Source organism: Saccharothrix syringae, assembly GCF_009498035.1.
GTDB classification, from domain to species: Bacteria; Actinomycetota; Actinomycetes; order Mycobacteriales; family Pseudonocardiaceae; genus Actinosynnema; species Actinosynnema syringae.
Genome location: NZ_CP034550.1, coordinates 1,967,923 through 1,987,034, shown reverse-complemented (window position 1 = coordinate 1,987,034; position 19,112 = coordinate 1,967,923). Strand labels below are relative to the sequence as shown.

The following is a 19,112-nucleotide window of genomic DNA, read 5'->3' as shown; positions in this document are numbered from 1 at the left end:
TCACGCGTCGACCGGGGTGCGCTCGGTGACCGTCCGGCTCAGCGAGGTGCCGCGGGTCTCCTTGGCCGCCACCACGGCGATGACCGTCAGCACGCACATCGCCAGCACGTACAGCACGATCGGGAACGAGGTGCCGTACGCCTTCAGCAGCGCGGTGGCGATGAGCGGTGCCAGGGCGCCCGCCGCGATCGACGCGAGCTGGTAGCCGATGGACGCGCCCGAGTAGCGCACCTTCGTGCCGAACAGCTCGGAGAAGAACGCCGCCTGCGGGCCGTACATCGCGCCGTGCAGCACCAGGCCGACGGTGGCGGCCAGCGTGATCGGCAGGAACGACTTGGTGTCCAGCAGGGCGAAGAACGCGAACATCCACAGGGCCATGCCGACCGTGCCCAGCAGGTAGGTGGTGCGGCGGCCGATGCGGTCGGACAGCGCGCCCCACAACGGGATCGTCACCAGGTGCACGGCGGAGGCGATGAGCACCGCGTTGAGGCCCACCGACCGGGCCAGCCCCAGTTCGGTGGTGATGTAGACGAGGATGAACGCGGTGATCACGTAGTAGGACACGTTCTCGGCCATGCGCGCGCCCATCGCGACCAGCACCTCGCGCCAGTGGTCCCGCAGCACGGCCACGATCGGGGGCTTCTCCTCCTTCGGCTGCTTGGCGGACTTGCGCTGCGCCTCCAGGAACACCGGGGACTCCGACACGCTGAGCCGGATCCACAGGCCGATCAGCACGAGCACGCCGGACAGCAGGAACGGCACCCGCCAGCCCCACGACAGGAACGCCTCGTCGCTCTGCACCGCGGACAGCACCGCGAGCACCGCGGTGGCCAGCAGGTTGCCCGCCGGCGCGCCCGCCTGCGGCCAGGACGCCCAGAAGCCGCGCCGCTCGGCGCTGCCGTGCTCGGACACGATCAGCACCGCGCCGCCCCACTCGCCGCCGAGCGCGAAGCCCTGCACCAGGCGCAGGAACGTCAGCAGCAGCGGCGCGCCGACGCCGATCGCGGCGTAGGTGGGCAGCACGCCCATCAGGAACGTCGCGCCGCCCATCAGCAGCAGGCTCAGCACGAGCAGCTTCTTGCGGCCGAGCCGGTCGCCGAAGTGGCCGAACACCAGGCCGCCGAGCGGGCGGGCCAGGAAGCCGATCGCGTAGGTGGTGAACGCGAGCAGCGTGCCGGTGAGCGGGTCCGCCGTGGGGAAGAACAGCTTGTTGAACACCAGGGCGGCGGCCGAGCCGTAGAGGAAGAAGTCGTACCACTCCACGGTGGTGCCGATGAGGCTGGCTATGACGACCTTGAGGAATCCGGGTTTCGGGCGGGCGGCGTTGGTCATGTCGGTCACCACTTCGTTGGGGGGAACGGGGGGCTACTGGGCGGTCCAGCCGCCGTCGATCGTGAAGGAGGAGCCGGTGACGTGGCCGGAGTGCGGGCCGCACAGCCACAGCACCACGGCGGCCACCTCGTCCGGTTCCACCAGCTGCTTGATGGCGTGCCGGGTGAGCAGCACCTCGGACAGCACGCGGTCGGGCTCGATGCCGTGGGCGCGGGCCTGGTCGGCGACCTGGTTCTCCACCAGCGGGGTGCGCACGTAGCCGGGGCTGACGCAGTTGCTGGTGACGCCGTGCGGCGCGCCTTCGAGGGCGATGACCTTGCTCAGGCCCTCCAGGCCGTGCTTGGCGGCGACGTAGGCCGACTTGAAGGCGCTGGCGCGGACGCCGTGCACGCTGGAGAGGTTGACCACCCGGCCCCAGCCGCGCTGGTACATGTGCGGCAGGACGTGCCGGGCGAGCAGGAACGGCGCGGTGACCATGACCTTCTGCAGCAGCTCGAACCGGTCCGGCGGGAACTCGTGGACCGGGGCGACGTGCTGCAGGCCGGCGTTGTTGACCAGGACGTCGACCTCGGCGGGCAGGTCGGCGGCCGGGTCGGGGCCGGCGAGGTCGACCACGTGCTCCGTGCCGCCGGTCTCGCGGGCCACCCCGGTCACCGAGTCGCGGTCGCGGTCGACCAGGTGCACCTTCGCCCCGGCACGGGCCAGCGCCACCGCGCACGCCCGCCCGATCCCGCTGCCGGCGCCCGTGACCAGGGCCGTGCGCCCTGACAGGCCGAACAGGTCGTCGCTGTGACCGGGGACACTCGTCATGGCCCGAAACGCTAGGTGACCTGCGGTTCAGGGCCCATGTGAGCAGCCAACACAACCCACCGGCACCCGATGTGTTTAGCCAACAGTTAGTGCACTCCACATCGACTTCGTGAATACGGCATGAAGCAACCCCACCCACCCAAGTAGGCTGCCTTGGCCCGATCGGGGGACGAACCAGGCCATGGGGGTTACCAAGTGTCACTCACGCCGATCTACGACGACCTGCTGCGCGAGTTCGAGGGCATCATCCTCGCCAGCCAGTCCGCCCCACCCACCCCAGACTCCCCCACCCCAACCCCGCCTCCCCCTCTTGCTCCCACCCCACCTGCGCCCCAGGACCCCGCCACACCCCCCACCCCCTAACCCCGCGCGAGTCATGCCTCCAGCACCGGCGTGTCATGCGCTCAGCACCCGCGTGTCATGCGCTAGGGACCCCCGAGTTCGACATCCGGCCAAGGGAAGCTGGTCGCGCGAGTGTTGAACTCAAGGGGTCTGAACGCATGACACACCGGGCCTGAAGGCATGACACGCGGTGTCGGAGTGGAGGAGCGTTATTCAGAAGTCATCGGCTCAGGCGGTAGTGCTCGAGGTTGGTGACGATGCGGATGATGGTGGGGAGTTCGGCCAGGCGGGCGCGGTAGCCGGTGGCGAGGATTTTCCAGTTCTTCAGGTGGGCGATGGCGCGTTCGACGGGCCACCGGTGCCGGGCGAGCAGGGTGTTCCATGCCTGGTCTGTGGGGGTGTGGCGGGTGTGGCCGGGGCGTTTGCGGCGTGGGGTGGTCACGCCGGTGCCCTGGTAGCCCAGATCGCCGATCACGACGGTGGTGGCCAGCAGGTCGGCCAGGCCGGAGAGGCGGTAGGCGCGGCTGTCGTGGGTGCGGCCGGGCAGGGGTGGGAGGACGGCGAGCAGTCGGCCTCGCCGGTCGGTCAGGACCTGGATCGAGAGTCCTTGTTTGCGGTGTTTGCCGTTGTGGTTGGGGTGCGGGCCGCGCCGTGGCGCGTCGGTGGGGTGCGGGTCGGGGTGGGCGCGTGTGCCGGTGGGGATCAGGGTGCCGTCGACCAGCACCGTGGTCAGGCGGGCCGGCAGGTCGGGCAGGCGCGGGGTGTGCAGACAGAGGACCTGGCCGATCAGGGGCGTGAAGCGACGGAAGATCCGGGAGACGGTGGGTTGGGAGACGCCGAACAGGTCGGCCGCGAGGGTCTGGGACAGGTTGTGGCGCAGCAGCACCAGCGTGAGCAGCACACAACGGTGCAGGCTGAGCGCGGGCGGTCGTCCCCGTCGCAGGTCGGGATCGGGGACGACCTGGCGGATCCGGGTGGTCAGCTCCCGCAGCTGGGCAGGGGACAGCCCGGTCGTAGAGTGGTAGCGCAACAGCCCTGTCCTGGTGGTCGTGCTTCTGTGAGAGGAAACCGACCCTATCCGGGCAGGGCTGTTGCGCTGTCAGCCCAGGCATCACCACCGGCCACCCCAGCCAGCAGTTCTGAATAACGCTCGAGGACACGCGCGGGGTTAGGGGGGTGGGGTGCGGGTGGTGATCAGGGTGGCTACGCCGTCCAGGAGGCGTTGTAGGCCGAACTCGAAGCGGTCGGCGGCGTAGGGGGCCACGCCGGCCTGGATGGTGCGGGTCAGGGCCGGGTAGGCGGTGAAGTCGACCAGTTCGGCCAGCAGGGCGTCGCGTTCCGACGCCTCGGTGGGGCTGGGGGCGTGTTCTTCCAGGCTGAGGCGGGCCTGGCCGCGCACGTAGGAGTCGACCGACTCGACCACGGCCATCTTCTCGGGCTCGGTCAGGCCGGTGTCCTCCAGCACCCGGAGGGCCGAGTCCAGCCAGCGGAGGGTGTTCGGGCCCGGGAACGGCGTGGTGGCCACCAGGCGCAGCAGCCACGGGTGTCGGCGGAAGCCCTCCCAGTCCGACCTGGCCCACGCCTCGGTCTTGGCGCGCCAGTCGCCCGGCCACTCGTGGGGCAGCGTTTCGCCCAGTTGGACGGCGTCGAGCATCAGGGCTTCCAGCTCCGCCTTGCCCGGCAGGTAGGTGTAGAGCGACGCGGGGCCCACGCCCAGCTCCTGGGCCACCCGGCGCATCGACAGCGCGGTCAGGCCCTCCGCCTCGACCAGGTCGATCGCCGCCGCCACGATGCGCTCGACGGTCAGGCCCTGCTGCGGGCCGCGGGCGGGGCGGCGTGCGCCCTTCCAGAGCAGCTCCAACGTCCGTCGCTGCACGTCGTCCTTTGCGGCCATGGTGAAACTCAGTATACCGTTCGGAGTTGTTCGAACGGTGTTCGGAGTTTGGGGGCTGACGGTGGTGGAAGGGGACCGGCGGAGCAGGGGGACGAGGGGGGACGAGAGGGAGAAGAGCGCGTTGTGGGCGGCCGCGTTCGCCAACGGGCCCAACGAGCTGATCGACTTCGTGCTGCCGCTGTGGGCCGGTGCCGCCATCGGGTTGAGCGCCACCGAGGTCGGTGTCCTGCTCGCCGCGGAGATGGCGTTGTCGGTAGTGGTGCGGCCGGCCGCGGGGGTGTTGGCCGATCGGTGGGACCGCCGCCGCACGGCCGCGCTGGGCGCCCTGCTGTACGCGTTGTCGTGCGCCGGGTACGCCGTCGCGCAGGGGGCGGTCACCGCGTACGTCGCGGCGGCGGTCGGCGGCGCCGGTGGCGCGTTGCTGTGGGTGGCCGTGCGGGCGATCGTCGGCGAACGGCTGGCCGAGGACTCGGCGGTGTTCCCGCGCCTGTTCTCCGCGCGGGAGACAGGGGCCTGGGTGGCCTTCGTGGTGGGCCTGTCGCTGATCGGCCGGATCGGGTTCGCCGGGGTGTTCTGGGCCTGCGCGGCGGCGTGCGCGGTGGCGGCGGTGCTGCTGGGGACCGCTCCCCGGAGGCACGCGACGGGCGAGCGCGCGACCGGGCTCGGCCTGCGCGTGGTGGGCAGGCGGTTGCGGCCCGTGCTGTTCGCGGTGGTGATGACCACGGCCGCGGAGTCGGCCGTCGGACTGCTGCTGCTCCTGCACCTCCAGCGCGGGTTCGGCCTGGGGGTCGTGGAGACGGCGTGGGTGTTCCTGCCGGGCGCCGTCGCGATGAGCGTGGGGGCGGAGCACCTGCACCGGTACGTGCTGCGGTTCGGGCGGCGCCGGGTGCTGGTCGCGGCATCGCTGGCCGGTTGCGCGTTCGCGGTGGGCCTGGCGTGGGCGCCGAACCCGTGCGCGATCGCCGCGCTGTGGGTGTTGAGCGGGCTCGCGTGGGCGGCGGTGGTGCCGGTCCAGCAGGCCGTCGTCGCCGAGGCGTCCGGCGGGCAGGTCGGCCGCGGCATGGGCGTCTACGAGGCGGCGTGCCTGGTCGGCGCGCTCGTCGGCAGCGTGGTGGCGGGTGCCCTGTACGACGGGGCGCACTGGCGGGTCGCCTGCCTGGCGGCCGCCGGGGTGATCCTGGCGGGCGCGGTGGTCGTGCCGCGGGCGGTGCGCGCGCTCGGCGTGCCGGACGTGCCGGTGGAGGAGGTCTGAGGACGGTCGGGCCGCCGGGACCTCAGCGCCCGGCGGCCCGACCTCTCTCCCCGGCAGAGCCCTACTTCGGCTGCGGCAGCAGGTCGGCGGGCACCGGCTCGTCCTTCTCCAGCGCGCCGAACAGGCGCAGCGCGTTCTCCCGGTCCCACTCCACGACCGAACCCGCGCCCGGCACGGTCGGCGTGCCGCCCACCGGCACGGTGACCGTGTCCACGCCACCGCCCATGGCGAACGCCATGCCCGCCAGGTGGTGCAGGTTGTCGTCCTCGTTCACCGAGATCGAGTCCGTGCCCGCGAACAGCAGCGGGAACGCGCGGAACGGGTTGAGCAGCACGCCCGGGCTCGTCGCCTTGTCGGTCAGCGCGGCCAGGAACTTGCGCTGGTTCTCCACCCGCTGGAGGTCGGCCGTGGCGAACGCGCGGGTCCGCACGAAGCCCAGCGCCTGCGCGCCGTCGAGCTCCTGGCACCCGGGCTGGAGGTCCAGGCCCGCCAACGGGTCCTGCATCGGCTCCTCGATGCACATGTCCACGCCGCCGACCGCGTCCACGATCCCGGCGAACCCGCCGAAGCCGATCTCCATGTAGTGGTCGATGTGGATGCCCGTGGCGCCCTCGACGGTCTGCGCCAGCAGCGGCGCGCCGCCGAACGCGAACGCCGCGTTGACCTTGTTCCGGTCGTTGCCCGGGATGGGCAGGTAGGAGTCGCGCGGGATGCTCACCAGCGTCGCGTTCCCGGAGCCCTCCGGGATGTGCAGCAGCATGATGGTGTCCGTGCGCCGCCCGCCCGCGTCACCGGTGGCCAGCTCGGCCTTCTGCTCCTCGGTCAGGTCGTCGCGCGCGTCCGAGCCGACCAGCAGCCAGTTGGTGCCGGGCGTGTCGGCGGGCCTGCCCTCGTAGTCGGGCAGCGCCTCGATGCGGCGCAGCGACGAGTCGACGTAGAACCACATGCCCACGGCGACCACCAGCAGCGCCACCAGCACCACGGCGATGATCCGGCCGACCCGCCGCTTGCGGCGCGGCGGCGCCTGCCGGTACCCGCCCGCGGCCGCCCGCTGCTGCCCGACCGGCTGGTGGGCGGGCGGCCGGTGGGTGTCCCGCGGCTGCCTGCCGCCGACCGGGTAGGCCCGCGTCGGCTGGTGGGGGCGCTGCGGCGGGCGCCCACCCCGTTGGTACCCGCCCTGCTGATACCCGGCGTTCATCAAGGGACCCCGCTCCGTGTGTCGGCCACTGCTCGCACCTAGGGACGCGGTGCGGGCCAAGAGGTTGCCAAGCCTAGTGCGCGGGCGGCAGCACCAACGCGGTGAGCAGGCGGTCCAGCTCGGCACCCGGGTCCTCGGTCAGGCCGGTGTGCGCGGGCGAGGTCTGGATGATCGTCGACCGGGGCGCGGTCAGCCAGCGGAAGCGCTGGCCGGGCGAGGTGCGCGACACCGGGCCGGCGTGCGGCGAGCCGTCGCACGACAGCCCCAGGTGCGCCAGGTTCTCCCGCAGCACCTCCACGTCCAGGAACGGGTCCAGCGCCCGCACCCGCGCCTCGTCCACGTGCACGCGGGCACCCAGGAAGTCCAGGTCACGGCAGTAGACCAGCACCCCGACGTTGACGAACTCGCCCCGCTCCTGCCGCGGCACCGCCCGCAGCACGGCGTACTCAAACACGTGCGGCACGCGCGGCCTCCAGCTCGTCGACCCACGTCCGCGGCCCGGCCAGGCGGGCGGCGAAGAACCGCTCGTACGCGTCGCGCACGGCCTCGGGCGTGCCGAACGCCTCGTCCGCGGCCAGCCACGCGTCCGGCACCAGCGCCAGCACCTCGCGCACCAGCTCCGGGGTGACGCGGGCGGCCAGCTCGGCGTCGACCTCGGCCAGCGGGCCCGCGAACGGCATCATCAGGTGGTCGGCCGCGTCGAACCGGTAGCCCGCCGCCGGGAAGCGCTCCGGCCGCCACGAGTGGTGGAAGTACAGCGAGGCGCCGTGGTCGATCAGCCACAGCTCCCGGTGCCACAGCAGGGTGTTGGGGTTGCGCCAGCTCCGGTCCACGTTGAGCGTCAGCGCGTCGAGCCACAGCAGCCGGGCGGCCAGGTCGGCGGACGGCTCGCGCACCACCGGGTTGTAGTCGAACGAGCCCGGCAGGTAGTCCAGGCCCAGGTTCCACCCGCCGCTGGCCTTCAGCAGCTCCTGCACCTCCTGGTCGGGCTCGGACCGGCCCAGCTCGGGGTCCAGGTCGACCAGGACGAGCTCCGGCACGCGGAAGCCGAGGCGGCGGGCCAGCTCGCCGACGACGACCTCCGCGACCAGCGCCTTGACGCCCTGGCCGGCGCCCCGGAACTTCAGCACGTACATGCCGAGGTCGTCGGCCTCCACCAGCCCCGGCAGGGAGCCGCCCTCCCGGAAGGGCGTGACGTAACGCGTGGCCGCGACCCGGCGCAGCCCGTTCGTGGGTTCCACGCCGGGCATCATCGCCGGTCGGCCGCGGCCACCGCCAACCGGTTAACCGACCACGCCCGGAGCGACCGCGCCCGGACCGACCGGCTCACCGTCGACGACCTCGTCGTCAGCGACCTCGTCGCCGCCCACCGCCTCGGCCAGCGCGGGCAGGTAGCCGTACCGGTGGCCGTCGCGGTTGGGGTGGAAGGACCGGTCCATCGGGACCAGCACCACGCCGTTCACCCACGGGGCGGCGGCGCACGCGCCGTGCCCGTCGAACCCGTCGCGCACGTCGGCGAACGTGAACCCGGCCGCCTCCGCCCGCGCCGCGGTCACCTCGGCGACCAGGTCGACCGCCCGGTTCAGCGCGTCGCGCTTCGGCTTGCCCATCACGCACAGCGCGCTGTCGCTGAACAGGCGCGGGTACCCCAGCACGACGACCTCCGCCGAGGTCCGCTCGCGCACCGCGCGGTACAGGGCGTCCAGCCGGCCGGGCAGCTCGTCGCGGACGAACGCCTCGGCCTCGTCGACCCGCCGCGCGCACGCGTCGTCCTGGCTGATCGTGCACGTGGTCATCACGTCGGTGAACCCGGCGTCGTTGCCGCCGGCGGTGATGGTCACCAGCCCCGTCTCCGGGGTGATCCGGGCCGCCTGCGCGATCACGTCCGCCGTGGTGGCGCCCGCGCAGGCGGCGAACACCAGCGACGCACCGCTCCGCTCGGCCCACAGCTCCGGGTAGCCGTGGGGGCTGCGCCGGCAGGAGTCGGACAGCGCGGACGACTCGTTGCCCGCGCCGAGCCCCGACGCGTAGGAGTCGCCGAGCGCGACGTACTCCGGTGCGACGGGGGCCGGGGCGGGTACCAGGGACAGCAGCAGCGCGACCGCGATCATGTTCATGCGGTCGTCCTACCACTGTGGACAGTCGGGGGCCGGGAAGTTAACCCGTCAGGGCTTACCCCTTCAGGGCGACGCAGACCGGGATCGGCGCCTCCGCCGAACCGACCTGCCGCAGCCTGCCGGTGGCCCGGTCGACGGCGAAGGTGGTGACGTTGCCGGAGTTCTGGTTGGCCGCGAGCAGGAACCGCCCGGCCCGGTCGAGGGTGATGTGCCGCGGGAACGCGCCGCCCACCGGCACGGCCTCGACCAGCCGCAGCGCCGCACCCTGCCGCTCGACCGCGAACACCGCCACGCTGTCGTGCCCGCGGTTGGACAGGTAGGCGAACCGCCCGTCCGCCGACACGACCACCTCGGCCGGGTAGTTGCGGGGCGTGGTGGGCGCGCCCTCGGGCAGGGTGCTCAGCTTCGGCCCCGGCTTGAGCACGCCGCGCTCGTAGCTCGCCACCACGACCGTGGAGTCCAGCTCGTTCGCGATGTAGGCGAACCGCCCGGACGGGTGGAACGCCAGGTGCCGGGGCCCGGCGCCGGGGTGCAGGCGCGCGGTGGCGGTCCGGGTGAGCCTGCCCCGGTCGTCCAGCTCGTAGGTGTGGACCGAGTCGGTGCCCAGGTCGACCACGAGCACGAACCGGCCGCTCGGGTCGGGCAGCACCTGGTGGGCGTGCGGGCCCTCCTGCCGCTCGGGGTCCGGGCCGGAGCCGGTGAGCTCGACCAGGTCGGTGCGCCCGCCCAGCCCGCCGTCGGGCCGGACCGGGTGCACGGCGACGCTGCCGGAGCTGTAGTTGGCCGACAGCAGGTACCCGCGGTGCAGCGCCAGGTGGCACGGGTCGGCGCCGCCGGTGGACTCCCGGTTGACCACCTCCGGCACGCCGTCGCGGCCCGTGGTCAGCGCGGTCACGCCGCCGTCGGCCTCCTCGTTCACCGCGTACAGCCGCCTGCCCTCGGCGATCACGAACGACGGGTTCGGCACGCCGGCCACCACGCCGGTCACCCGCAGGGCGCCGGTGGCCGGGTCGTACTCCCCCACGCCGATGCCCTCGCCGCCGCCCGGCCAACTGGTGTAGGTCCCCAGGTACGCGCGGACCACCGCACCGCCCCCGTCCGCCGATGCGACACCCTCGGTCATCAACAACCCCGCTCCCACGCCAACGGCCCCCAGGAACCGCCGCCTGCCCACGACCACGCCGACACCTCCGCTCGAACTGCCCGCGGCAGTCCCACAGTGGCCTGGACCACTGACGGGCGACAAGAGGCGCAACGAAGATTGCGTCTAGCGCAACGGATCGGCGTCCCGGAGGCGTGCCAACTCGACGCTGGGATCGTACGAGGGTTGCGGGTAGGCCGGCGCCAGGTCCCGCAACGCCTCCAGCAGCAGCCGGGCGACCACCCAGTTGCGGTACCACTTGCGGTCGGACGGCACGGCGAACCACGGCGCGGTCGGCGACGAGCACTCGACCAGGGCGTCCTGGTACGCCTGCCGGTAGAGGGAGAACTTGGCGCGCACGGCCAGGTCGGCCGGGTTGTACTTCCACCGCTTGACCGGGTCCTCCAGCCGGGCGATCAACCGCTCCTTCTGCCGCTCGGGCGAGATGTGCAGGAAGCACTTGACGATCGTGACGCCCTGGTCGACCAGCTCGCGCTCGAAGTCGTTGATCAGCGCGTACCGGCGCCGCCACTCGGCGGCGGGCACCAGCTCGTCCACCCGCGCGATCAGCACGTCCTCGTAGTGCGAGCGGTCGAACACCCCGATGTAACCGGGCGCGGGCACCTGGCGGCGGACCCGCCACAGGAAGTCGTGGCGCAGCTCGGCGGGGGTGGGCTTCTTGAACGAGGCGATGTGCAGGCCCTGGGGGTTGACCAGGCCCGCGACGTGCCGGATGGTGCCTCCCTTGCCGGAGGTGTCCATGCCCTGGAGCACCAGCAGCAGCCTGCGGCGACCGCCGCCGGTGCCCTCGGCGTAGAGGGCTTCCTGGAGCCCGTCCAGCTCCTCGCCGACCCTGGCCAGGTCCGCCGCCGCCTCGGCCTTGGACGACGGCCCGACGGGCGTTGCCGCCGGGTCGAGCGCGGCCAGGTCGAGGTCCGGGCCGACCCGGAAGGCCGCCGAAACCGACTCGGCCGGAACCGGCTCGACGGGACCCGCCCCCACCTTCGAGGATTTCTTCGCCATCCCCGTCAAGGTAGTCGGGCCGCGGGCGCGACGGCTCGCACGCAATGCATCGCCACGTTAACGGCAGATTGCGCAACGAATACACCGGATGCGCAACGCCTGGCGGCTGAAATCGCTGGCACGGGCCCCTTAGCCTGGTGACATGACCGCCATCGCCGCTCCCACCACCGAGCAGTTCATCGCGCTCGACGACGAGTGGAGCACCCACAACTACCACCCCCTGCCGGTCGTGCTCTCCCACGGCGAGGGCGCGTGGGTGACCGACGTCGAGGGGCGCCGCTACCTGGACTTCCTGTCCGGCTACTCGTCGCTGAACTTCGGCCACCGCCACCCGGAGCTGGTGGCGGCCGCGGTCGGGCAGCTGGGCCGGGTCACGCTGACCAGCCGCGCGTTCCACCACGACCAGTTCGGCCCGTTCTGCCGCGAGCTGGCGGAGCTGACCGGCACCGAGATGGTGCTGGCGATGAACTCCGGCGCGGAGGCCGTGGAGTCCGCGATCAAGGTCGCCCGCAAGTGGGCCTACCGGGTCAAGGGCGTGCCGGAGAACACCGCCGAGATCGTGGTGGCCGGGGCCAACTTCCACGGCCGCACCACCACGATCGTGTCGTTCTCCACCGACGAGACCGCCCGCGCCGACTTCGGGCCGTTCACGCCGGGCTTCCGGGTGGTGCCCTACGGCTCGCTGGACGCGCTGCGGGCGGCGGTCACCGACCGCACCGCGGCCGTGCTGGTCGAGCCGGTCCAGGGCGAGGCGGGCGTGGTCGTGCCCCCGGCGGGCTACCTGGCCGGCGTGCGGGCGCTGTGCGACGAGCGCGGCGCGCTGATGATCGCCGACGAGATCCAGTCCGGCCTCGGCCGCACCGGCGACCTGCTGGCCCTGGACCACGAGGGCGTGCGCGCCGACCTCTACACCCTGGGCAAGGCGCTCGGCGGCGGCATCGTGCCGGTGTCCGCCGTGGTCGGCAGCCGGGCGGTGCTGGGCGTGCTGCGGCCCGGCGAGCACGGGTCGACCTTCGGCGGCAACCCGCTGGCCTGCGCGGTCGGCCGGGCCGTGGTGCGGCTGCTGTCGACCGGGGAGTTCCAGCGGCGCTCCCGCGAGCTGGGCGCCCACCTGCACGCGCGGCTGGGCGAGCTGGTCGGGCACGGCGTGGCCGAGGTGCGCGGGCGCGGCCTGTGGGCCGGCGTGGAGATCGCGCCCGGCGGCCCGCGCGGCCGGGAGGCGTCCGAGGCGCTGGCGCGGCTGGGCGTGCTGTGCAAGGAGACCCAGGAGACGACCCTGCGCGTGGCGCCCCCGCTGGTGATCACGCGCGAGGAGCTGGACCGCGGTGTGGACGCGGTCGGTGAGGTGTTGACCACTCGGCGGTGATTCCCCGCCCGAATTGCGCTTTAAGCGTGATTCCCCAGGTCACAGACGCGTGGAGGCCGGTGTATCCACCGGCCTCCACGCCCATCATTGACCACATGGGTGAACGCAAGCGGGCCGAGGCGGCCAGGGCGCTGGGCCGGTGGGTGGAACCGGAGGAGGTGCTGGCGCGCGGACGCGAGCTGCGCGCGGCGGTGAGCCACGAGGCCCACCGCAAGGCGCCGCTCGCCCCGGACCGGCCGACGGTCGTGGAGTACGTCGAGGCGTCCAACGAGGGCCGGCTGCCCGAGCTGGTGCCGCTGCGCGTGGGCCGGATGCTCGCCTCGCCGTTCGCGTTCTTCCGGGGCAGCGCCGGCCTCATGGCGGGCGACCTGGCGGTGGGCGCGCGCACCGGGCTGGACGCCCAGCTGTGCGGTGACGCGCACGCGGCCAACTTCGGGCTCTACGGCACGCCCGAGGGCAACATCGTCATGGACATCAACGACTTCGACGAGACCCTGCCCGGCCCGTGGGAGTGGGACCTCAAGCGCCTGGCCACCTCGCTGGTGCTGGCCGGCCGCGAGGGCGGGGTGTCGGAGAAGGGCTGCCGCGACGCCGCCGAGGACGCGGTGCGCGCCTACCGGGGCGCGGCCCGGCACCTGGCCGAGCTGCCGTTCCTGGAGTCGTGGAGCGCGCTGGGCGACGAGTCGGCGCTGTCCAAGAGCAAGGCCGACGACCTGGTCGACCACTTCGCCAAGGCCGCGTCCAAGGCGCGCAAGAACACCAGCGCCCGGGTCGCGGCGAAGTGGACCCGGCGCGAGGGCGAGCACTGGCGGTTCGTCCCCGACCCGCCGGTGCTGACCGCCGTCTCCCCCGGCGTGGCGCGGGACGTGGTGGACGCGCTGCCGTCCTACGTGGACACGCTGCGCGAGTCCCGCTACAACCTGATCATGCGCTACGGCGTGTCCGACGTGGCGTTCCGCGTGGTCGGCACGGGCAGCGTGGGCCTGCGCAACTACCTGGTGCTGCTGCGCGGCAACGGCGACGAGGCGCTGGTGCTCCAGGCCAAGGAGGCCCGGCCGTCGGCGCTGGCGCCGTTCCTGCCCGCCGCGCCGGTCAAGCACGAGGGCAAGCGCGTCGTGCACGGCGCCCGGCTCGTGCAGGCCGAGACCGACATCCTGCTCGGCTGGACCACCATCGACGGCAGGCCGTTCATCGTCCGGCAGTTCCGCAACCGCAAGGGCGAGATCGACGCGACCGCGCTCAAGCGCGACGACCTGGACGACTACGGCAGGCTGGCGGGCGCGCTGCTGGCCCGCGCGCACAGCCGGTCGCTCGACCCGCGGCTGCTCGCCGGGTACTGCGCGGGCGGCGAGGAGCTGGACCGGGCGATCGGCCGGTACGCGCTGGACTACGCCGACCAGACCTGCGCCGACCACGAGGAGCTGGTCCGGGCGGTCGGGGCCGGGCGGCTGCCCGCGGCGACCGGGTGACCGGGGGCACCACCGCGTTGAGCGGGCCCGCGGGCGCGGCCGGCCGGCCGCGGCAGGCGTCCGCGTGCTCCACCGGGAGGAGTTCCACCGCGCCGAGGTGAACTCCGGGGGTGTCCCGGCTAAGTTCGCGGTGTGGACTGGATCGGAGTGGTCAGGCACGGGGAGAGCACCGGCAACGTGGCCCGCGAGGTCGCGGAGTCCGGTGGCCACGAGGTGATCGACATCCGGCAGCGGGACGCGGACGTGCCGCTGTCCGACGGGGGCGTGGCCCAGGGGCGCGCGCTGGGCCGGTGGTTCGCCGGGATGCCGCGCGAGCAGTGGCCGGACCTGGTGGTGTCCTCGCCCTACCTGCGGGCCCTGGACACCGCCGGGCTGGCGCTGCGCGGCCACCCCCGGATGCTGGTCGACGAGCGGCTGCGGGACCGCGAGCTGGGCGTGCTGGACCTGCTGACCACGCACGGCGTGGCCGCCCGGTACCCGGAGGAGCTGGTGCGCAAGCGGCGGCTGGGCAAGTTCTACTACCGGCCGCCGGGCGGCGAGTCGTGGGCGGACGTGGCCCTGCGGCTGCGGTCGCTGCTGCGCGACCTCGACGGGCGGCGGGTGCTGCTGTTCGGGCACGAGATCACCCACTTCCTGCTGCGCTACCTGCTGGAGCACCTGCCCGAGCGGGACCTGCTGGCCTACGCGCACAACTCGGTGGTGCCCAACGGGGCGCTGAGCTCGTGGCGTCGGGAGGGCGGTCGCTGGGTACTGGAGGAGGAGTTCAAGTCCGACCACCTCCGCGCCCACGGAGCCGAACCGACGGAGACCGAGGATGCCACGACCAGGTCCGCCTGAACCGGTCACCTCCGCGCTGCTGCGCGAGTGGCTGCCCGAGCACGAGGAGCGCGGCACGGTGCTGGTGGTCGGCGGTGCGCGGCGCACGCCGGGCGCGGTGCTGCTGGCCGGGATCGCGGCGCTGCGCACCGGGGCCGAGACGCTGCAGCTCGCCATCGCCGAGCGGCACGCGTCCGGGCTGGGCCTGGCCGTGCCCGAGGCGCTGGTGGTCGGGCTGCCCGAGACGGGCTCCGGCGCGATCTCGCGCGCGGCGGTGGACGTGCTGGGCGAGCTGGTCGGCGAGGCCGCGTCGGTGGTCGTCGGGCCGGGGCTGACCGACCCGGACGAGACGACGGCCCTGCTGGAGGGCCTGCTGCCGCTGGTGCGCGGCCCCGTGGTGCTGGACGCGTTCGCGCTCGGCGCCCTGGGCACGCACCCGGCGCTGGGCGACCCGGTGCGCGGGCGGATGGTGCTCACCCCGAACACCGTCGAGGCGGGCTACCTGCTGGGCGAGGAGGTCGACGACCACGTGGAGGCCGCCGCCGCGATCGCCGGGAAGCACGACGCGGTGGTCAACCTGATGGGCGTGGTGGCCGCGCCGGACGGGCGGGTGTGGCGGGACAGCACCGGCCACGTGGGACTGTCCACTTCGGGCAGCGGTGACGTGCTGGCCGGGCTGGTCGGCGGGTTGCTGGCCCGCGACCCGGACCTGGCGCGCGCCACCTGCTGGGCCGGGCACGTGCACGCGATGGCCGGGCAGCGGCTCGTGCCGCGCACCGGGTTGACCGGCATGCTGGCCCGCGAGCTGCTGGCCGAGGTGCCGCAGGTGCTGGTGGAGCTGCGGTCGCGCTAGGCGCGGGTGACCGGGGCCGGCCGGGGAGTGCGCGGCGACGACCCCGGGCGCGGGGCCCCGCACGCCCGCGCGGCGACCGCCGGGGCAGGGCGCCGCGCGGCGGGCGCCGGTGAGCACGTCGGCGACCGGCGGGCAGGGGCGACGCGGTCACCCCGGGCGCTCACCTCACCCGCTCGACCCGCGCCTCGTCCCACACCGGCTCGGGCACCTCGACCACCCGCCCGTCGGAGCGGAACAGCAGGAAGCGGTCGAAGGAGCGGGCGAACCAGCGGTCGTGGGTGACCGCGACGACCGTGCCGGTGAACTCCTCCAGCGCCCGCTGCAACGCCTCGGCCGAGTTCAGGTCCAGGTTGTCGGTCGGCTCGTCGAGCAGCAGCATCGTGGCGCCGGACAGTTCGAGCAGCAGCACCTGGAACCGCGCCTGCTGGCCGCCGGACATCGTCTCGAACCGCTGGTCGCCCTGCCTGCCCAGGCCGTAGCGGCTGAGCACGGCCATCGCGGCGCCCCGGTCGCGCCCCGCGCGGCCGTCCTCGCCGTGCCAGAGGATGTCGACGAGGGTGCGGCCGATCCACTCCGGGTGCTGGTGGGTCTGCGCGAACAGGCCGGGCACCACCCGGGCGCCCAGCCGCGCGGAGCCGGTGTGCGCGACGTCGTCGCCACCCAGCAGCCGCAGGAAGTGGCTCTTGCCCGAGCCGTTGGAACCGAGCACCGCGACCCGGTCGCCGAAGAAGACCTCCAGGTCGAACGGCTTCATCAGGCCGGTCAGCTCCAGGTCGGCGCAGGTGACGGCGCGGACGGCGGTGCGGCCGCCGCGCAGGCGCGGTGCCACCTTCTCGTCGGTCGGCAGCTCCGGCGGCGGGCCGGCCTCCTCGAACCGCTCCAGCTTGGCCCGCTGCACGCGGTACTTGGCCGCCATGACCTCGCTGATCCGCGCCTGCACCTGGAGGGTGCGGACCAGCTCCTTCAGCCGTTCGTGCTCCTCGTCCCAGCGGCGGTGCAGCTCGGCCAGGCGCTCGATGCGGGTGCGGCGGGCGTCGTGCCAGGTGCCGAAGGAGCCGGCGTGCGTCCACGCGGAGTGCGCCTCGACGGTGACCACGCGGGTGGCGGCGACGTTGAGCAGTTCGCGGTCGTGGCTGACCAGCAGCACGGCCTTGCCGGTGTCGGTGAGGCGGGCCTCCAGCCAGCGCTTGCCCGGCACGTCCAGGTAGTTGTCCGGCTCGTCGAGCAGCAGGACCTGCTCGGGGCCGCGCAGCAGGGCCTCCAGCACCAGGCGCTTCTGCTCGCCGCCGGAGAGGGTGCGGACCTCGCGGAACCGCGCCCGGTCGAACGGCACGCCCAGCGCGGCCACGGTCACGGTGTCCCACAGGACCTCGGCGTCGTACCCGCCCACCTCGCCCCACGCGGTCAGCGCGTCGGCGTAGCGGAGCTGGGTCGGTTCGTCGTCGGTCTCCATGAGCTGGAGCTCGACCGCGTCGAGGGCCGCGGCGGCGGCGCGCAGGGGTGGTGGCGAAGCGGCCAGCAGCAGGTCGCGCACGGTGCTCTCGTCACGGACCGAGCCCACGAACTGCGGCATCACGCCCAGGCCGCCCTGCACGCGGACGCTGCCCGCGCCCGGTGCCAGCTCGCCGGACAGGATGCGCAGCAGGGTGGTCTTGCCGACGCCGTTGGCCCCGACCAGGGCGACCACGCTGCCCGCGTCGACCTTGAAGGAGACGTCGCGGAACAGTTCACGGCCGTCGGGCAGGCGGAAGGCGAGGCCGTTGGCGTCGAGGAATCCCACGTCGGGCATGGTCGGCCACGAGGGGTGGTCGTGGCGAGCGGTTTTGGGTTCCGGTTTTCGGACCCCGGGTCCGGGCGCCGGGCGTCGGGCACCGAGGGACGGGCTTGGGGCTTTCGGCTTGGGGCATCGGGCTGGGGCTTCGGGCGAGGGCGGTGGGTCGCCGGCGGCGCGTGGATGAGCATGCCGCGGCCGACCGGCGGCACCCGCCCGTCGCCTAGCGCCAGGTGTACCCGCGCATCAGGACCAGCACGGCGGCGAACCCGATGGAGCCCAGCGCCGGGCCGAAGGAACCGAGTACCAGCAGCAGCGCGCCCAGACCGGCGAACACGGCGACCAGGGCGTAGCTGAGGACCGGGTTGTCGGGCTTCCCGGCGACGAGCGCCGACGCCAGGGCCGGCTCCTCGTCCATGAGTCTCATCTCGATCTCGCTGAGGGTGCGGCGTTCCGCTTCGCTCATCACGGGCGAGGGATACCCGGGCCCCACCTGGCAAAACCGACCCCGAACGGTGGGTTTCGCGGTGTCCGAACGGACGACTCGCGGTGCCGGGCCGGAGGACGCGCGGTGCCCGGGTGAGGGACTCGCGGTGCCGGAACGGAGGACACGCGGTGCCGGACCGGAGGACTCGCGGGAGCTGAACGTCGAACTCGGGGGTACCGGGGGTTCGACACGAGGGGGCTGGGGGTTCGACCCGCGGGGGTCAGCGGGAGAGGGCCACCAGGCGGGAGATGGCGCGGAGGTACTTCTTGCGGTAGCCGCCGCGGAGCATCTCGTCGGTGAACAGCTCGGAGAGGGGTTCGCCGGAGACGGCCACCGGGATGTCGCGGTCGTAGAGGCGGTCGCCCAGGGCCACCAGGCGCAGGGCCACGGCCTGGTCGGGCGCGGGGCGGACGCCGCTCAGGTGCACGGCGGTGACGCCGTCGACCAGGCGGCCGTAGCCGGAGGGGTGGATGCGGGCCAGGGCCCGGCACAGCTCGGCGAAGTCGTCGAGGGTGCTGCCCGGGGTGCCGGCGTGCCGGGCGCGCAGGTCGTCGTCGGCCAGGGGCGGCGGTGCGTCGGGCAGGCCGCGGTGGCGGTAGTCGGGGCCGTCGACCCGGACCACGGTGAACCGCGCCGCCATCGACTGGATCTCGCGCAGGAAGTCGGCGGCGGCGAAGCGGCCCTCGCCCAGCTTGTCCGGCAGCGTGTTGGACGTCGCGGCGACGGACACGCCCGCCGCGGTCAGCTCCTTGATCAGGCGGGTGACCAGCATGGTGTCGCCCGGGTCGTCCAGCTCGAACTCGTCGATGGCCAGCAGGCGGTGCCCGGACAGCCGCCGCACGGTCTCGGCGAAGCCCAGCGCGCCGACCAGGTTGGTCAGCTCGACGAACGTGCCGTACGCCTTCGGGCCCGGCACGGCGTGCCAGGTGGAGGCCAGCAGGTGGGTCTTGCCGACGCCGAAGCCGCCGTCGAGGTAGAGGCCGGGCTTGTCGTCGGGCCGCGCGGAGCGCTTGAACAGCGACCCCAGCCAGCCCCGGTCGCCGCCGGCGGACACCCGCTCGGCGAACTCCCGGCACGCCCGCACGGCCGCGGCCTGGCTCGGCTCGTCGGGGTTGGGCAGGTAGGTGTCGAAGCGCACCCGGTCGAACCTCGGCGGCGGGACCATCGCCGCCACCAGCTCGTCCGCCTCGACGTGCGGGGTTCGGTCGGCGAGGCGCGTGGCGGACATGCCCGAAGCCTAA

At 73.6% G+C, this 19,112-nt stretch carries 18 protein-coding genes; 5 read left to right on the top strand and 13 right to left on the bottom strand.

What is annotated here, in order from left to right; translation table 11 throughout:
- From EKG83_RS09440 to EKG83_RS09425, 4 genes are all read right to left on the bottom strand, one after another.
- A complete protein-coding gene (locus EKG83_RS09440; RefSeq protein ID WP_033433675.1) occupies positions 1-1,332 on the bottom strand; it encodes an MFS transporter in 1,332 nt (443 codons plus the stop codon).
- 33 nt (positions 1,333-1,365) lie between these two features.
- A complete protein-coding gene (locus EKG83_RS09435) occupies positions 1,366-2,142 on the bottom strand; it encodes a 3-hydroxybutyrate dehydrogenase (protein WP_051766516.1) in 777 nt (258 codons plus the stop codon).
- 562 nt (positions 2,143-2,704) lie between these two features.
- The gene (locus EKG83_RS09430) at positions 2,705-3,514 is read right to left on the bottom strand and encodes a transposase family protein (protein ID WP_084717238.1); all 810 of its coding nucleotides are present in this window, start codon (positions 3,512-3,514) and stop codon (positions 2,705-2,707) included.
- Between the two features lie 138 nt (positions 3,515-3,652).
- The gene (locus EKG83_RS09425; RefSeq protein ID WP_033432613.1) at positions 3,653-4,378 is read right to left on the bottom strand and encodes a TetR/AcrR family transcriptional regulator; all 726 of its coding nucleotides are present in this window, start codon (positions 4,376-4,378) and stop codon (positions 3,653-3,655) included.
- A gap of 61 nt (positions 4,379-4,439) precedes the next feature.
- Between EKG83_RS09425 and EKG83_RS09420 the strand changes: the two genes are divergently transcribed.
- Positions 4,440-5,630 carry an MFS transporter gene (locus EKG83_RS09420; protein ID WP_228122544.1) on the top strand — a complete coding sequence of 397 codons (1,191 nt, stop codon included), beginning with the start codon at positions 4,440-4,442 and terminating at the stop codon, positions 5,628-5,630.
- Positions 5,631-5,691: 61 nt separating this feature from the next.
- Here the strand turns inward: EKG83_RS09420 and EKG83_RS09415 are convergent, their stop codons facing one another.
- The 6 genes from EKG83_RS09415 to EKG83_RS09390 form a co-directional block, all read right to left on the bottom strand.
- Positions 5,692-6,828 carry an LCP family protein gene (locus EKG83_RS09415; RefSeq protein WP_084716716.1) on the bottom strand — a complete coding sequence of 379 codons (1,137 nt, stop codon included), beginning with the start codon at positions 6,826-6,828 and terminating at the stop codon, positions 5,692-5,694.
- Between the two features lie 73 nt (positions 6,829-6,901).
- Complete coding sequence (locus EKG83_RS09410) at positions 6,902-7,291, bottom strand: DUF3037 domain-containing protein (RefSeq protein WP_033432611.1); 390 nt, start codon at positions 7,289-7,291, stop codon at positions 6,902-6,904.
- Positions 7,275-8,078: a HipA family kinase gene (locus EKG83_RS09405; RefSeq protein WP_033432638.1), complete on the bottom strand. Its 804-nt coding sequence runs from the start codon at positions 8,076-8,078 to the stop codon at positions 7,275-7,277. The genes EKG83_RS09410 and EKG83_RS09405 overlap by 17 nt, the downstream gene beginning before the upstream one ends.
- 33 nt (positions 8,079-8,111) lie before the next feature.
- On the bottom strand, positions 8,112-8,945 hold the full coding sequence (locus EKG83_RS09400; RefSeq protein WP_063741382.1) for an SGNH/GDSL hydrolase family protein: 834 nt from the start codon (positions 8,943-8,945) through the stop codon (positions 8,112-8,114).
- 55 nt (positions 8,946-9,000) lie between these two features.
- Positions 9,001-10,068: a lactonase family protein gene (locus tag EKG83_RS09395; protein WP_170191882.1), complete on the bottom strand. Its 1,068-nt coding sequence runs from the start codon at positions 10,066-10,068 to the stop codon at positions 9,001-9,003.
- Positions 10,069-10,212: 144 nt separating this feature from the next.
- On the bottom strand, positions 10,213-11,109 hold the full coding sequence (locus EKG83_RS09390) for a PPK2 family polyphosphate kinase (RefSeq protein ID WP_084716715.1): 897 nt from the start codon (positions 11,107-11,109) through the stop codon (positions 10,213-10,215).
- A 142-nt stretch (positions 11,110-11,251) separates the two neighbouring features.
- On the opposite strand from EKG83_RS09390, the gene rocD reads away from it, so the two are divergent.
- The 4 genes from rocD to EKG83_RS09370 all read left to right on the top strand — a co-directional run bounded on the left by rocD (position 11,252) and on the right by EKG83_RS09370 (position 15,613).
- Positions 11,252-12,475, top strand: coding sequence for an ornithine--oxo-acid transaminase (rocD, locus tag EKG83_RS09385; RefSeq protein ID WP_033432610.1), 1,224 nt, complete (start codon positions 11,252-11,254; stop codon positions 12,473-12,475).
- 95 nt (positions 12,476-12,570) lie between these two features.
- Positions 12,571-13,944: a DUF2252 domain-containing protein gene (locus tag EKG83_RS09380; protein WP_051766292.1), complete on the top strand. Its 1,374-nt coding sequence runs from the start codon at positions 12,571-12,573 to the stop codon at positions 13,942-13,944.
- A gap of 132 nt (positions 13,945-14,076) precedes the next feature.
- The gene (locus tag EKG83_RS09375) at positions 14,077-14,781 is read left to right on the top strand and encodes a histidine phosphatase family protein (RefSeq protein WP_033432609.1); all 705 of its coding nucleotides are present in this window, start codon (positions 14,077-14,079) and stop codon (positions 14,779-14,781) included.
- Entirely contained in the window at positions 14,759-15,613 is an 855-nt protein-coding gene (locus EKG83_RS09370; protein ID WP_033432608.1) for an NAD(P)H-hydrate dehydratase, read from the top strand. The genes EKG83_RS09375 and EKG83_RS09370 overlap by 23 nt, the downstream gene beginning before the upstream one ends.
- Before the next feature lie 160 nt (positions 15,614-15,773).
- On the opposite strand, the gene EKG83_RS09365 is transcribed toward EKG83_RS09370, so the two are convergent.
- The 3 genes from EKG83_RS09365 to zapE form a co-directional block, all read right to left on the bottom strand.
- Entirely contained in the window at positions 15,774-17,402 is a 1,629-nt protein-coding gene (locus tag EKG83_RS09365; RefSeq protein WP_194283007.1) for an ABC-F family ATP-binding cassette domain-containing protein, read from the bottom strand.
- Between the two features lie 205 nt (positions 17,403-17,607).
- Positions 17,608-17,850, bottom strand: coding sequence for a DUF3040 domain-containing protein (locus EKG83_RS09360; protein ID WP_084716714.1), 243 nt, complete (start codon positions 17,848-17,850; stop codon positions 17,608-17,610).
- Positions 17,851-18,091: 241 nt separating this feature from the next.
- The gene (zapE, locus tag EKG83_RS09355) at positions 18,092-19,099 is read right to left on the bottom strand and encodes a cell division protein ZapE (RefSeq protein ID WP_033432606.1); all 1,008 of its coding nucleotides are present in this window, start codon (positions 19,097-19,099) and stop codon (positions 18,092-18,094) included.
- Between the last annotated feature and the right edge of the window lie 13 nt (positions 19,100-19,112).

What these genes read in the sequence shown, in the direction of transcription:
- EKG83_RS09440 (WP_033433675.1), bottom strand. Translation starts at nt 1,332, where the DNA reads ATGACCAACGCCGCCCGCCCGAAACCCGGATTCCTCAAGGTCGTCATA.
- EKG83_RS09435 (WP_051766516.1), bottom strand. Translation starts at nt 2,142, where the DNA reads ATGACGAGTGTCCCCGGTCACAGCGACGACCTGTTCGGCCTGTCAGGG.
- EKG83_RS09425 (WP_033432613.1), bottom strand. Translation starts at nt 4,378, where the DNA reads ATGGCCGCAAAGGACGACGTGCAGCGACGGACGTTGGAGCTGCTCTGG.
- EKG83_RS09415 (WP_084716716.1), bottom strand. Translation starts at nt 6,828, where the DNA reads ATGAACGCCGGGTATCAGCAGGGCGGGTACCAACGGGGTGGGCGCCCG.
- EKG83_RS09405 (WP_033432638.1), bottom strand. Translation starts at nt 8,078, where the DNA reads ATGCCCGGCGTGGAACCCACGAACGGGCTGCGCCGGGTCGCGGCCACG.
- EKG83_RS09400 (WP_063741382.1), bottom strand. Translation starts at nt 8,945, where the DNA reads ATGAACATGATCGCGGTCGCGCTGCTGCTGTCCCTGGTACCCGCCCCG.
- EKG83_RS09395 (WP_170191882.1), bottom strand. Translation starts at nt 10,068, where the DNA reads ATGACCGAGGGTGTCGCATCGGCGGACGGGGGCGGTGCGGTGGTCCGC.
- EKG83_RS09390 (WP_084716715.1), bottom strand. Translation starts at nt 11,109, where the DNA reads ATGGCGAAGAAATCCTCGAAGGTGGGGGCGGGTCCCGTCGAGCCGGTT.
- rocD (WP_033432610.1), top strand. Translation starts at nt 11,252, where the DNA reads ATGACCGCCATCGCCGCTCCCACCACCGAGCAGTTCATCGCGCTCGAC.
- EKG83_RS09380 (WP_051766292.1), top strand. Translation starts at nt 12,571, where the DNA reads ATGGGTGAACGCAAGCGGGCCGAGGCGGCCAGGGCGCTGGGCCGGTGG.
- EKG83_RS09370 (WP_033432608.1), top strand. Translation starts at nt 14,759, where the DNA reads ATGCCACGACCAGGTCCGCCTGAACCGGTCACCTCCGCGCTGCTGCGC.
- EKG83_RS09365 (WP_194283007.1), bottom strand. Translation starts at nt 17,402, where the DNA reads ATGCCCGACGTGGGATTCCTCGACGCCAACGGCCTCGCCTTCCGCCTG.
- EKG83_RS09360 (WP_084716714.1), bottom strand. Translation starts at nt 17,850, where the DNA reads ATGAGCGAAGCGGAACGCCGCACCCTCAGCGAGATCGAGATGAGACTC.
- zapE (WP_033432606.1), bottom strand. Translation starts at nt 19,099, where the DNA reads ATGTCCGCCACGCGCCTCGCCGACCGAACCCCGCACGTCGAGGCGGAC.